The sequence below is a fragment of the Enterococcus crotali genome, assembly GCF_000633635.1.
In the GTDB taxonomy this organism is placed as follows: domain Bacteria; phylum Bacillota; class Bacilli; order Lactobacillales; family Enterococcaceae; genus Enterococcus_L; species Enterococcus_L crotali.
In genome coordinates, this window is sequence record NZ_AYPQ01000001.1 from 936195 (window position 1) to 949684 (window position 13490).

Here is a 13490-nt window from a genome sequence, read left to right on the forward strand (position 1 = left end):
ATAATCATTAGTGTGTCACATTTAGAAAGTAGGTTGATAAAATGAAACTTACCTCAAGACAATTGGAGATCATCAAAATCGTCAAGGAAAATGAGCCCATCAGTGGCGATAGCATCGCAAAAACACTGGGTTTAAGCCGAGCAACCTTGCGAAGTGATTTAGCTATTTTGACGATGACTGGTTTGCTTGATGCAAGACCAAAAGTTGGCTACTTTTATACAGGTCAAACAATTGAACCTTTACTCTATGAAAAACTGTATAAAAAAACGGTCAAAGATATCATGCTTCCTCCCATACTTATTCATCAAAGCACAACTGTTTATGATGCTGTAACTAATTTGTTTATGTACGATGTTGGTTCTTTATATGTAAAAAATGACCAAGATGAATTAAATGGTGTCTTATCTCGTAAAGACCTATTACGGGCAGCTATCAGTAATCCGAATACCGAGAAAACACCGGTAGCTATGATTATGAGCCGAATGCCAAACATTATTACGATCACAAGTGATCGAACGATTTTGGAAGCTGGCGGATTGTTATTGCAGCATAGCATCGATACCTTGCCTGTCGTTGAAATAGATCAGCCAAAAAAAGTGATCGGAAAAGTAACAAAAACCCGGATGATGGCTTATTTCATCAACGCTGGGAATGACATTGAAAAAGAAAATTACTAGATGATCAGAAAAAAATCTTTGAAGTTTTTCACAAGTAGATTATTGACGAGATTCACTGTACCATACAACTAAATTTATTCTGTGAGGAGTAACCATAGAAAAAGGAGAGTATAATCATGCAAACAGACAAAATCAAGATTTATTTAGTATCAGATTCAGTTGGAGAAACGGCCCAAAAAATTATTTCTGCCGTTTCAGCCCAATACCCCAGTATCGACATGAGCGATATTCAACGCTTCCCTTTTATTACAGATGAAGAATTACTTCAGCCTATTTTAAGAGATGCTCTACATGATAAAGCAATCGTCGTTACAACACTGGTAAATAAAAAACTGGTCGCCTTGGTCAAAGATTTCGCCAATCGAACGAGCTTGCAATATGTCGATTATATGAGTCCATTAAGCGAAATAATTGAAGGAACATTTGGCGTTCAGCCATTACAGGAGCCTGGTGCAATCCATAAGTTGAACGAACAATATTTTAGTCGTGTTTCTGCTATTGAATTTGCTGTGAGATATGACGATGGAAAAGATTCAAAAGGCTTTTTAGAAGCTGATTATGTATTATTAGGGGTTTCCCGCACTTCAAAAACACCTTTAAGTATGTATATGGCTAACAGAAATCACAAAGTTGCTAATCTGCCTTTGATTCCAGAGGTTTCTTTGCCTGCTGAGTTAGATCAAATCGATCCTAAAAAAATTATTGGCTTAACAGCTAGTATCGACAGTTTAATGGATATTCGTAAATCTCGCCTACATTCTTTAGGTTTGAAAGAAGATTCCGCATATACTAATGCAGACCGTATTCAGGAAGAATTAGATTATGCTAATCGTGTGTTTGAAAAATATAATGCTCTGGTCATCAATGTAGATAAAAAATCCATTGAAGAAACCTCAACAATCATTGAAGATTTAGTTCAAAACAAACAGTAAGGAGATCTTTAGATGAGTAACGTTCAAGACAATGAGCTGATTGCCGAAATCATAAATCTCGAAGCTATTTTAAATCTACCTAAAGGGACGGAGCATTTTATCAGCGATCTCCATGGAGAATTTGATGCGTTTGATCACATTTTAAGAAACGGTTCAGGCAGTATTCGCGACAAGGTTTATACCTTATTCAACCAAGAACTTTCTGCACAACAGCTGAATGACCTTTGTTTTTTAATTTATTATCCCGATTCAAAGATCCATTCTTTAAAGAAGCAACAGGCGTTGGCTCAAAATTGGTGGTTTGAAACAATCGAACGTTTATTGATCATTGTTCGTTTCACATCAAGTAAATATACTCGCTCTAAAGTTCGCAAAGCATTGCCTAAAACCTACGCATATATTCTAGAAGAACTAATTTATCAATATGATGAAACGACTGATAAAAAAGCGTATTATCACCAAATAATTAATGTGATCATTGAACTTGGCGAGGCGGAACGCTTTATAACAGATCTTGCTTACTTAATTCAGCGCTTCGTGATCGATCATTTGCATGTGATCGGAGATATCTACGATCGAGGCCCTCATCCTGATAAAATAATGGATGCCTTGATCAACTATCATTCCCTAGATATCCAATGGGGAAATCATGATATCATATGGATCGGTGCTGTCAGTGGATCAAAAGCTTGTTTAGCTAATGTCTTGCGAATTTGTGCTCGTTATGGAAATCTCGACCTTTTAGAAGAAGCTTACGGGATTGATTTGCATTTATTAAAAGCGTATAGCCGTAAAATATATCAGGAAAATCAGTCATTTTCACCTAAGAAAAATCCATACAGAAACCTTACTCAGACAGAAACAACAGATGCGATGAAGATTCAGCAAGCGATGGCCATCATACAAGAAAAACTTGAAGGCCAACTCATCAAGCGTCGACCTGAATTTCAAACGGATCATCGTTTATTACTAGATAAAATTCATAAGAATCAACTTGTGATCAATAATCAAACTTACAAATTAGTCAACACTTGTTTTCAAACTGTGGATTGGTATGATCCTTACCAATTGTCTACGGAGGAAGAGTCAGTCATCACCGATTTATTGCAGCAATTTCAACATTCGAAAAAATTGAATCAGCATATGGCTTTTCTGATAGAAAAAGGCTCGCTTTATCTGTCTTACAACCATAATTTATTGATTCACGGCTGTATTCCTCTTACTGAGGACGGTTCTTTTCAATCTATAACCTTTAATAATAATACGTATGCAGGTAAGAAATTACTTGATTTCTTTGAATCGACTATTAAACATGCCTTTGCTAAACCGTGGCAAACGGAAGATTTTTCAACAGATATCGTCTGGTATCTTTGGTGTGGTGAAAGCTCTTCGCTGTTCGGTAAAAAAGCAATGAAAACGTTTGAACGTTATTTTATCAATGAGAGCAGCACACATGTGGAGGTGAAAAACTCGTATTATGAGTTAAGAAATAACGCAAATATTTGCAAACATATCCTAAATGAATTTGGGCTTAATGACGATGATTCCCATATCATCAATGGGCACACTCCTGTAAAACAAATCAAAGGAGAATCACCGATCAAAGCTGATGGCACGATGCTTGTCATAGATGGCGGTTTTTCACGATCCTATCAAAAAGTAACTGGGATCGGCGGTTACACGCTTTTATACAATTCTTTCGGGATGCAGTTAGCAGCACACAAGCCTTTCTCTGATAAAAATACTGCAATCGAACAAAATGATGATATTATATCTACACGTCAAATTGTTGATCGCCAAAAAAAACGCTTGAAAGTCAAAGATACTACAATTGGCACAACCTTGATCAAAGAAGCAGAGCTGTTAAAGCAACAACTAGCAGCTAACCACCGTTCAGCTGTTAACTAAAACAAGAACTAAGACAACATTGATTGCTTGCCTTAGTTCTTGTTTTTTTATTTAAGCACATTGAACGCTCGATTTCTTAATTCATAGACTTTATCACATGCATCAGCCACTTCCTGCTCATGCGTCACAATAACAACACACTTTTGCTGTTCATGCGCTACCTTTTGAAAAAGTTGAACCATTTCTTTTGAGGTGTGTTCATCTAGATTTCCTGTCGGCTCATCAGCCACGATCAATTCATGATCACAACACAGCGCTCTAACGATTGCGACACGCTGCTGTTGTCCACCAGAAAGCTGTGTGACGTTTTGACTTGCCAGCTTTTCATCAATCCCTACTTTGGCTAAATTTTCTAAAGCATATGCTTTTTTATCCGTTTGTTTGGAAGCAGATATTGCCATCGCAGTCAAAACATTATCTAGTGCCGACATATAAGGTAGTAAATTATACGCTTGAAAAATAATCGAGACATCATTTTTCCGGTAATTTCTAAGCCCTATTTTACTTAAAGACTCACCGTTGTATAAAATCGTTCCTACTTTAGGTATATCTAATCCAGCAATCAACGAAAGAAAGGTCGTTTTTCCAGAGCCACTTGCCCCTAAAATTGCATACATCTTCCCTCGTTGAAATTCTAAATTCACATTTTTATACAAAAATTCCTGTTCGTTTTTATACCAATAACCTACTTCTTGCGTCTGTAACATCGCATTCCCTCTTTTCTATGTGGTCAATATTTTTTTAGGCTGTAATCTTAAAATTCCGATGGACGATAAAAGAATCGAGAAGAAACTAATCAAAATACCTAATCCTGCTAAGATTGCAATCTCTTTTGGTTGAACAGAGATATTCAACTCTTCAATAGCATTTTTTGTTTCTTCAGAACTCTTGCTAAGTCTGTTCATATCACCTCTAGGACCACCTTGTTTTTGTTCTCCTCCACCCATTCCAGGAGAACCTTCTTGATTATTCCCTGTTTGCTGAATAGTTTCTGTTTGTTGATTGATCAATTGCTCACCAACTACATTCCCTACGATGCCGCCACTAACAGTCGCAATCGCTAACGCGACTAGCATACAAATAATGATTTCACTAAAAAATTGTAAAACAACTTTGAAACGAGACTCTCCCAGCGACAATAATACACCTATCTCATATCGTCTTTCCCTAATAGTCATCATCACGATCAAGGTCAAAATGATCACTCCAGCCACCGCTACCAAAATAACAATGTTTTTTGCAAAACTTGCAACATTATTCAATGGTTGCAGCATTTGTTGGTAGGCTTGATCATTCGTTTGTAAACTGAAGCTGTCTGTATCGATCAGTTTTTCAGCTTTTTCAACAAAAGAATCCATTTGTTTTGGATCATCAAGAGTATAAGCTGCAGAGTCGATCGTCCCTTTTGAATCATCCCCTTTTAAGGTATTAGCAAATGTGTAAGAAGTATAAAGGGTGTTCGCTGGATTTAAAAAATTAAACATCATCCCCATACTGTCACCATTCTCGGAAGTTTCGTAAATCCCTTTAACGATTAGTTCATAGCTTTTTGTCTCATCTTCCGGATCTGTCACTTTGAAGCTATCACCGACTTTCAGCTCATTTGCCTCAGCCAAAGTTTGTTCAATAACAACATTAGCTGAACCTTCGTCTGATTCACTGATTCCTTCTCCACTGATAATTTTGGCAACACCTTCAGAAAAATCACTTTGCTTTGCCAGATCCATTACACCACTTATTTGAAAATCACTTTGTTTTGAACCAGACATTGGTCCGCCGCCCATACGACCGCCTTCTCGAGGCTGCTCTTCTGGTATTTCATTGCTTTGACTCCCCTCAGTAGATGACATTGTGGCCTCACTTTCAGATTCATTGGAAATCGGTGTGATACCATCGCCTGCTCCAGCTGAAGATGATGCTAGAAAAGAATAGGATTTCACATTATCCAGTGCTGCAATCTTTTGCGCATCTGCTAATGAAACTGGCGTTAAACTAAAACTACCTGGATCTGGTCTCTCACCACTATCACTCTCCTGACTTTTTTTCATTGCAGCTTCTCGATTAGCTGAAAGCGTGACGGTTGCACCTACACTTTTTTTAGCATTTTCCGTTGCTGTCAGCGCCGCACTTTGAATCGTTAATCCAGCCAAAACAAAAATCAAGATAGCGGAAAAAACAGCACATAATAAAAATGTTCGTCCCTTTTTTGTTTTCATGCTTACTATTGCTCGTTTAATAAAATTCATATAATTCCTCCTTGATTTATCACTAACCCCACTACGCTTTCGTTGAAAATCATAAAAATAAAATAGCTGTTCTTTTTCTATCTTTCATTTTGGACTTCAAGCATCACTTGGAACTTATCTGAGCGTAGTGCTTGTGAACAGGTACAACATTAGTTCATCTACCTTAAACAAACCTTAAATCAGAATCGTACTTTGTCTTTTATCTGACCTTGCAAATCTATTGAAAAAATGATTAAATGGTTGTGATCGTATTTTTAGTTGAACGGTCTGGATAATTTTTGATATGATTGTAATAACTTATTTTTTGAAAGGAACGAAAGGTATTTGGAAAAAAAGAAAATGACTCTATATGGGATGATTTTCTCTATTTGTTTCTTTTTGATTGTGTCGTTCTTTTTTTCACCTCATACAGTAGACTACGCAAATGAAACAGAATCGAGTGAAAAAATTCCTATTCCAGCAAAAAAAACGGATGATTCTGCCGTTAAAAATATAAAAACTCCTGAAAAGGAATCTCCTGAATTGACAGATTTTTACCATAAAGTCGAGCAAACCATGATAGATGCTGCTAAAAACTTCAACGGCGATGTTGGAATGACTTATGTAGACTTAACAACGGGAAAGCAAATTTCAGTCAACGGAACAACAGAATTTTACAGTGCCAGTACAATCAAGGTTCCTTTAGCTATGATGATTGCTGACAAAGTTCAATCTGGTAGTTTAAAATGGGATGATCAGCTTACTTTTAACGAAAAAGAAGACTATGAGGATGGGACTGGAATTATCATCAATGATATTCAGCCAAAGTATTCACTAAGAACATTACAAGAATACAGCATCACGTATTCTGACAATATTGCTAAAAATATGTTGTATGACACATTTGGCGGAGATATTGCGGCGAAAAAAGCCTCTATGCTCATTTCTTGCAAAAAGAAACCGAATGGGACGATGCAAAATTTACTTCTGAGGACGCAGCAAAAATACTCAAAATCCTCTACAAAGAAAAAGCAACAAATCAGGAGTATCAAACAATTTATGACTACATGAAAAATACAGTCTTTCATGAACGAATGGATACACCCACAACATCGGGTAAAGTAGCACACAAAATTGGATCATATGCGGGTTTTCTACATGATATTGGTATTTTAGAAACAGAGCAGCCATTCATTCTCACCATATTTACTAATGGACAAACAGATGCTGGTATTCCATTTATTGCTTCGGTTACAGATCAGTTGTGGAACATTCAAAGTAATGACTATCCCAAAAATAAAGCTATGATAATGGAATTATCCACTATCACAGCTTTATTTTTTATGTGGCATTGCTGCCCATATTTTTAATTTTAATGAGACGAGTAATCTCACTACGCTCGTTTTCTTCCAACTTCATTTGAATATAATAGATCGTTTCTTCTAACTGAGGAATCGTCATGTACTCTAAGGCATTTACACGTCGCCGCGTTTTTTCGATTTCTTCTGACATCAGCTGGCACGTCTTCTCCACTTCAGCTAGTTCCAATAATTTCGGCAAAATAGTCGAAATTTTATCAAAAACACTATCTAATTCTGCATTTGAATTTAGATAACCATAATTCAAAGGCGCTTGTGTCACCGTTTCATCATAGTGAAAGTTCATGATTGGTACAGTAACGCTCATAATATTTTTTTCAATCACATCTAATGTGATATCATCAGCCGGTACAGCTACTAATTCTTCAATGAATGCTTCATTTAAAGTAGCATTAGCCAATACAAAATTAGACAATGCCGTCGTCAATTCCTGCTCTACATCGATCCGTAACTGATTATTTTTTTTGACAAGCAAGATAAAACGACGCATCAGTTCATCTTGTTTATCTTTTAATAATTTGTGCCCACGCGTTGCTGTGCCAAGTTGTTTTTTTAAACGAGAGAGTTCCATTCTTGTAGGATTCACATTTAACCGAGCCACTTTTGATCACTCTCCTTCAGTCAAATACTCATCTAACATGTCATCTTTGATTCGTTTTAATTCTGTTCTTGGTAACATCGACAAGAGCTCCCAGCCAAGATCCAGCGTTTCATCAATCGAACGATTCGTGTAAAATCCTTGATTTACGTATTCTTTTTCAAATCGATCCGCAAATTTCGCATAAATTTTATCAACATCAGACAATGCGGACTCTCCAAGCACGACAGCTAGCTCTTTGGCTTGTTTTCCTTGAGCATAGGCCGCAAACAACTGATTCATGGTCGGCGCATGATCGATCCGTGTCTTCCCTTCACCAGTCCCCTTATCTTTTAGACGTGATAATGATGGTAATACATCGATTGGCGGCTGGATGCCGCTCTTGTACAAGTCTCTAGACAAAATAATTTGTCCTTCGGTAATATAGCCTGTTAAATCAGGGATCGGATGCGTCTTATCATCTTCTGGCATCGTTAAAATCGGTATCTGGGTCACAGAACCTTTTAACCCGCGAATACGACCTGCACGTTCATAAAGTGTCGCTAAATTGGTGTAAAGATAACCTGGATAGCCACGTCGACCAGGTACTTCGCGACGTGCAGCAGAGATTTCACGTAATGCTTCACAGTAATTGGTCATGTCTGTCATGATCACAAGAACATGCATCCCTTTTTCATACGCTAAATATTCGGCTGCAGTGAGCGCCATTCTCGGTGTAGCGATTCGCTCGATTGCAGGATCATTAGCTAGATTCATAAACATCACCGAACGATCAATGGCACCTGTTTGACGGAAATCTTCCATGAAAAATTCAGCTTCTTCAAAAGTAATCCCGATTGCCGCAAAAACAACCGCAAATTCTTCATCGCTATTTAGCACATTTGCCTGGCGAGCGATTTGCGCGGCTAGTTCTTTATGTGGCAAACCTGAACCCGAAAATACCGGTAATTTTTGCCCACGAACTAAAGTATTTAAATGATCAATCGCAGAAATTCCAGTTTGGATAAACTCATCTGGATAGTCTCTGGCAACAGGATTGATGACTTCACCATTGATATCAAGCATTTTCTCAGGTAAAATTTCAGGTCCATTGTCTTTGGGACGACCTAATCCATCAAAAATTCGACCCACCATATCTTCTGAAACACCTAATTCAAGAGGATGACCTAAAAAACGAACTTTTGAATCGCGCAGATTGATGCCGCTGGTTCCTTCAAAAATCTGAACCATTGCTTTGTCACCATTGATCTCAAGCACTTGTCCACGCCGAATTTCACCGTTTTGCATCCGCACCTCAATCAATTCTTCATATTTTACGCCTTCCACTTTTTCAACGATCATTAAGGGACCGACAACTTCATTAATCGTACGATATTCTTTAATCATTTGTCATCCCTCCGTCTGCAACAATTCGCTTCAGTTGTTGTTTAATGTCATCTACTAGTTCATCTAATTGATCGATTTGCTCTTCCGGCAAGTATTTACTTCTAGCGATTTGGTCTCTTAGACTTACAGTTCCAGCCATAATCTCGGATAAATAAGCCCCTAAAGTCAAAGCCATTTGTCCTTCTTTGTAGAAAGTCAAAATCAAATGCAGCATTTTATACTGTTTTTCCCTTGACGTAAACGTATCCACCTCATCAAACGCATTTTGCTGTAAATAATCCTCACGAATCGATTTTGCAACTTCTAAAGTTAAGCGATCTTTATCTGACAATGAATCGATCCCAACCAAACGAACGATTTCATCTAATTGTGACTCTTCTTGTAAAATACGCATACCTTCTTGAACCATTTCAGACCAATCAACTTGTAGCTGCTGATCTAAATATTTCCCCACTTCTGAATCGTATAAAGAATAGCTTTGTAACCAATTGATCGATGGAAAATGACGTTTCTGTGCTAAAGTAGCGTCCAAGCCCCAGAAAACTTTTACTACACGCAGCGTATTTTGAGTAACTGGCTCAGAAATATCTCCACCAGACGGCGAAACTGCACTAATTGCGGTAATGCTTCCTTCACGATGGTCTTTTCCTAATGCAATAACTTGTCCAGCCCGTTCATAATATTCAGCTAATCGACTACCTAAATACGCAGGATAACCCTCGTCACCGGGCATTTCCTCTAAGCGTCCGCTCATTTCACGTAAAGCTTCAGCCCAACGAGAAGTTGAATCGGCCATGATCGCCACAGAATAGCCCATATCACGGAAGTATTCTGCAATGGTGATTCCTGTATAGATGGACGCTTCACGAGCTGCTACTGGCATATTAGAGGTATTGGCGATCAAGACTGTTCGCTCCATTACAGACTCGCCTGTACTTGGATCGATCAACTCAGGAAATTCATTCAATACATCTGTCATTTCGTTCCCGCGTTCACCACAACCAACATAGACAACTAAATCAACATCTGCCCATTTCGCAATTTGATGTTGAACAACTGTTTTTCCTGCACCAAATGGGCCTGGAACGGCTGCTGCTCCACCTTTAGTTACTGGAAAAAAGGTGTCGATGACCCGTTGACCTGTTAGAAGTGGGACATCTGGATTTAATTTTTCTAAAATTGGACGACTACGACGAACAGGCCATTTTTGCATCATAGTAAATTCTTGTTCACCAGTTGCAGTTTCAATGATATAAATGGTTTCTTCGATCGTAAACTCACCTTGCTTAACCTCTTTTACAGTTCCGCGGATGCCAAAAGGAACCATGATTTTATGCGGAATCACCTTTGTTTCTTGAACGAATCCAATAATATCTCCTGTGGAAACTTCGTCTCCTATAGAAACGGTTGGTTCAAATAGCCATTTTTTACTTCTGTCTAACGCTGGAATTTGCACTCCTCTACTTAAAAAGTTACTTTCTGTTACGTTAGCAAGTGTATCCAACGGGCGTTGAATCCCGTCAAACATCTCCGAAATCAATCCAGGTGCCAGTTCAACTGATAATGCTTCACCCGTTGTTATAACTGGCTCACCAGGACCGATTCCCGTTGTTTCCTCATAGACTTGAATAGATGCGACATCTCCTCGCATCTCAATAATTTCTCCGATAACACCCAGATCTCCTACATGACAAATATCCTGAATACTTGCATCAGACATATTCTCAGCCATCACTAAAGGGCCGGATACTTTAATAATTCTACCAGTTTGCAAAATCATTCCTCCTATTCAGTAAAGCTGAGCAGGCGTTTAGCTTTTAAACAAATTAATTTATCTATTTGCCAAAAGATCTAGCCTGCGAATTTAAATCACACCTACTGCTGAACATCTCTTCAACAGTCTACAAAATATTCTGACCAACGGCTCTTTCAACATTATCCTGAATTTCCTTCAAGCCGATACCTTTAGTTCCATTATGACTTGGGATCAGTATAATCGCCGGAGTGACTTCACTTTTATACCGTTGAATCGTTTCAACGGCTAATTCAGAAGCATCTTCTGTCACAAAGATAACGCCAAAATTATTCTTTGCCATTGATTCGATCGTCTCTCTAACTTGATTTGACGAAACCGCGTAAACAACCTCAAAGCCAAAAAGTTTGAAAGGCATCACAGAATCTCTATCACCGATTACACCGATTTTATACACCATCTGTCACACGCATCCTTTCTCTAATGACTTCTATTGGAAAATCACTTCGTTTACTAACTAAAATCAAGCGTAGATTCTTCCATTCCACTTCCTTAGCATTTAAAAAAGCCAGCAGCGGCAATGGACCAAACGCCATGATTTTTGCTTTATCATACAAACTTGTCAGATAATTATCTTTGACTTTTTCAAATGCAACCAAATCCAATTCTTTGGTTTCAGCAGAAACAATCGGTGCGAGCAAGGTACCATAACTCGTTCCTAAAACAAATTCTGTAAACACAGCTAATGACTGGTCTGTATATTCTAAAAATTGTTCTTTTGAAATATTGCCTGAACTGGATAAAACTGTTGATAAGAAATTTTCATGCTGTCCTTGAATAATTCCTCTAGCCATTGTGGAAATATTGGTTAAATCAATAAAAGCTATGACCTCTGCTTTGATATCTTGATCACCTATTTTTTCAGCTAACTGGCGTTGAAAGGTTAGAAAATTCCGATCATAGATAATATCGATTGCCTGTAGCATAGAAGATTCTTGAAAATAATCCAATACTTCAAGAATCGCTGACATTAATGCCTCTGGTAATTCTGTCGATAGACGTGTACGAATTGCACTTTTTAACGTCTCAATGGAATAACGACCATCATCAATAAACAGATAATCCAACTCTTTTCCAGTTAGCTCAGCTTTAGTCAAAACTTTTAAATTATGAAACGTGATTCTAGATGTATAGATTGTTATGACTTCTGGTTCTGGCGCCATTTCGTACAACCATTCATATAATCTGCCTTTCTCTTTTGAATAGATATATTCAAACCGTTCAGTGAAATCAGCTGTCATATACGCACCATACACAGTATTTTTCAAAATATCCTTTAGTTCTTCTGTATTTTTAGCATTCAATAATTGTTCATATTGAGCATTACTCAATAATTCTGTTTCTTTAAGACGAATCAAAGGATTGATTTGATTATATGCAGTCTCTTTCATCAGGATCCTCCTAATCTAGTAAGTAACGATGTTCCTCTTAGTCATCTTGAGCTTAGCTAGATAACACATTGCAAAACATACTCTTTAAACATTCGTTTTATTGAAACAACAGTTCCGCTATTTTAAAGCTTTCCATTTTTTTGATTTCCTGAACAAGGGTAGAAAATAAAAAGTTATATTCGATTCCCTCTTTGGCAATAATAAATCCGCCAACAGCTGGAATCACTTCTTTCTCTAATCTCAGAGTCAACCGATCAGTAGAATGTGCCAACAACCATTGTTCTGACAACTTTCCTTTTGAAAAAGCACCTAATTGCAACACAACTTCGCCTTCAATCGGTAGTTGAACAATGATTTGCTGAGCAAATAGCTGAAATTCACTCTCTGACCATTGATTCATCCGCCCGACTGCTTCTGTAAATAACTGTTCTAAGTAGCCTTGTTTTTGATTCAATGTGGCTTGTTTGATCTCCAACTGTTGTCGATTTTGTTTTTGCTTAAATGATTTATTGACCTGTTCTTCATTTTTTTCGATTATTTTACTCTCTTGTAAAATCAAGGCTTCTTCTTGTTCTTGATATTCTCGGTCGATCCGTTTCATTTCTGCTTCTTTCATCTCCGAAACTTCTGTTTGACCTTTTTTTAGAATTTGCTCGACGATTTTTTCGATTGCATCCATGTTTTTCCTCCTGTTACTTCACATTTAGTACAAGTAAGAATGAGATAACGAACCCAAGAATGGCATAAGTTTCAACCATGGCAGCGTAAATGATCCCTTTTGTTGCATGCTCTGGTTTCTTCGCTAAAATTTGAATACCAGCTGCTGCTACACGACCTTGCGCAATCCCAGAAAATAAACCAGCAAATGCGATCGGCAATGATGCAACAAAATAATCCAACCCTTGAACCATTGTCATATCATTGTTTAAATTAATAAAAATCAAGAAAGCAATAACAAATCCGTACAATCCTTGTGTACCCGGCAAGAGTTGTAAAATCAAGGCCTGCCCAAATTTTTCTGGTTGTTCTGTTGTCAATGCTGCAGCTGCTTCACCAGTAAAACCAACACCTTTTGCTGAACCAATTCCAGCTAAAATCGTTGCCATTGCCATTCCTAAGACTGCAAAAAGAATGCCACCGTTGTTGTTAATTAAGTAATCTATCATGTTATTATTCCTCCA

General features: G+C 37.7%; 12 protein-coding genes and 1 pseudogene. 4 read left to right on the top strand and 9 right to left on the bottom strand.

Annotation, left to right across the window (positions count from 1 at the left end):
- Positions 1-41: 41 nt before the first annotated feature.
- The 3 genes from ccpN to V192_RS0104440 all read left to right on the top strand — a co-directional run bounded on the left by ccpN (position 42) and on the right by V192_RS0104440 (position 3517).
- Positions 42-677 carry a transcriptional regulator CcpN gene (ccpN, locus tag V192_RS0104430; RefSeq protein WP_025869130.1) on the top strand — a complete coding sequence of 212 codons (636 nt, stop codon included), beginning with the start codon at positions 42-44 and terminating at the stop codon, positions 675-677.
- A gap of 116 nt (positions 678-793) precedes the next feature.
- The gene (locus tag V192_RS0104435; protein ID WP_025869131.1) at positions 794-1609 is read left to right on the top strand and encodes a pyruvate, water dikinase regulatory protein; all 816 of its coding nucleotides are present in this window, start codon (positions 794-796) and stop codon (positions 1607-1609) included.
- Positions 1610-1621: 12 nt separating this feature from the next.
- Entirely contained in the window at positions 1622-3517 is a 1896-nt protein-coding gene (locus tag V192_RS0104440; protein ID WP_025869132.1) for a fructose-bisphosphatase class III, read from the top strand.
- A 47-nt stretch (positions 3518-3564) separates the two neighbouring features.
- On the opposite strand, the gene V192_RS0104445 is transcribed toward V192_RS0104440, so the two are convergent.
- Together V192_RS0104445 and V192_RS0104450 are read right to left on the bottom strand one after the other, a co-directional pair.
- Positions 3565-4224 (bottom strand): ABC transporter ATP-binding protein, encoded by a 660-nt coding sequence (locus V192_RS0104445; RefSeq protein WP_025869133.1) that lies wholly within the window; start codon positions 4222-4224, stop codon positions 3565-3567.
- Between the two features lie 15 nt (positions 4225-4239).
- The gene (locus tag V192_RS0104450; RefSeq protein ID WP_025869134.1) at positions 4240-5763 is read right to left on the bottom strand and encodes an ABC transporter permease; all 1524 of its coding nucleotides are present in this window, start codon (positions 5761-5763) and stop codon (positions 4240-4242) included.
- Positions 5764-6102: 339 nt separating this feature from the next.
- Between V192_RS0104450 and V192_RS19285 the strand changes: the two are divergent.
- Positions 6103-7037 (top strand): annotated as a pseudogene (locus V192_RS19285) (serine hydrolase); the annotation flags it as partial.
- Positions 7038-7083: 46 nt separating this feature from the next.
- Here V192_RS19285 and V192_RS0104460 read toward each other — a convergent pair.
- The 7 genes from V192_RS0104460 to V192_RS0104490 all read right to left on the bottom strand — a co-directional run bounded on the left by V192_RS0104460 (position 7084) and on the right by V192_RS0104490 (position 13475).
- Positions 7084-7722, bottom strand: coding sequence for a V-type ATP synthase subunit D (locus tag V192_RS0104460; protein WP_025869135.1), 639 nt, complete (start codon positions 7720-7722; stop codon positions 7084-7086).
- Between the two features lie 6 nt (positions 7723-7728).
- On the bottom strand, positions 7729-9105 hold the full coding sequence (locus V192_RS0104465) for a V-type ATP synthase subunit B (RefSeq protein WP_025869136.1): 1377 nt from the start codon (positions 9103-9105) through the stop codon (positions 7729-7731).
- Positions 9098-10879 carry a V-type ATP synthase subunit A gene (locus tag V192_RS0104470; protein ID WP_025869137.1) on the bottom strand — a complete coding sequence of 594 codons (1782 nt, stop codon included), beginning with the start codon at positions 10877-10879 and terminating at the stop codon, positions 9098-9100. The genes V192_RS0104465 and V192_RS0104470 overlap by 8 nt, the downstream gene beginning before the upstream one ends.
- 127 nt (positions 10880-11006) lie before the next feature.
- The gene (locus tag V192_RS0104475) at positions 11007-11318 is read right to left on the bottom strand and encodes a V-type ATP synthase subunit F (RefSeq protein WP_025869138.1); all 312 of its coding nucleotides are present in this window, start codon (positions 11316-11318) and stop codon (positions 11007-11009) included.
- Positions 11308-12309, bottom strand: coding sequence for a V-type ATPase subunit (locus V192_RS0104480; RefSeq protein ID WP_025869139.1), 1002 nt, complete (start codon positions 12307-12309; stop codon positions 11308-11310). Before V192_RS0104480 ends, V192_RS0104475 begins: the two co-directional genes overlap by 11 nt.
- A gap of 97 nt (positions 12310-12406) precedes the next feature.
- Positions 12407-12988: a hypothetical protein gene (locus tag V192_RS0104485; protein WP_025869140.1), complete on the bottom strand. Its 582-nt coding sequence runs from the start codon at positions 12986-12988 to the stop codon at positions 12407-12409.
- Between the two features lie 13 nt (positions 12989-13001).
- Positions 13002-13475 carry a V-type ATP synthase subunit K gene (locus tag V192_RS0104490; RefSeq protein ID WP_010760283.1) on the bottom strand — a complete coding sequence of 158 codons (474 nt, stop codon included), beginning with the start codon at positions 13473-13475 and terminating at the stop codon, positions 13002-13004.
- Positions 13476-13490: the final 15 nt, after the last annotated feature.

Bases quoted from the DNA above. Each gene is read 5' to 3' on its own strand.
- V192_RS0104435 (WP_025869131.1), top strand. From the start codon at position 794: ATGCAAACAGACAAAATCAAGATTTATTTAGTATCAGATTCAGTTGGA.
- V192_RS0104445 (WP_025869133.1), bottom strand. From the start codon at position 4,224: ATGTTACAGACGCAAGAAGTAGGTTATTGGTATAAAAACGAACAGGAA.
- V192_RS0104475 (WP_025869138.1), bottom strand. From the start codon at position 11,318: ATGGTGTATAAAATCGGTGTAATCGGTGATAGAGATTCTGTGATGCCT.
- V192_RS0104480 (WP_025869139.1), bottom strand. From the start codon at position 12,309: ATGAAAGAGACTGCATATAATCAAATCAATCCTTTGATTCGTCTTAAA.
- V192_RS0104485 (WP_025869140.1), bottom strand. From the start codon at position 12,988: ATGGATGCAATCGAAAAAATCGTCGAGCAAATTCTAAAAAAAGGTCAA.
- V192_RS0104450 (WP_025869134.1), bottom strand. From the start codon at position 5,763: ATGAATTTTATTAAACGAGCAATAGTAAGCATGAAAACAAAAAAGGGA.
- V192_RS0104465 (WP_025869136.1), bottom strand. From the start codon at position 9,105: ATGATTAAAGAATATCGTACGATTAATGAAGTTGTCGGTCCCTTAATG.
- V192_RS0104490 (WP_010760283.1), bottom strand. From the start codon at position 13,475: ATGATAGATTACTTAATTAACAACAACGGTGGCATTCTTTTTGCAGTC.
- V192_RS0104440 (WP_025869132.1), top strand. From the start codon at position 1,622: ATGAGTAACGTTCAAGACAATGAGCTGATTGCCGAAATCATAAATCTC.
- ccpN (WP_025869130.1), top strand. From the start codon at position 42: ATGAAACTTACCTCAAGACAATTGGAGATCATCAAAATCGTCAAGGAA.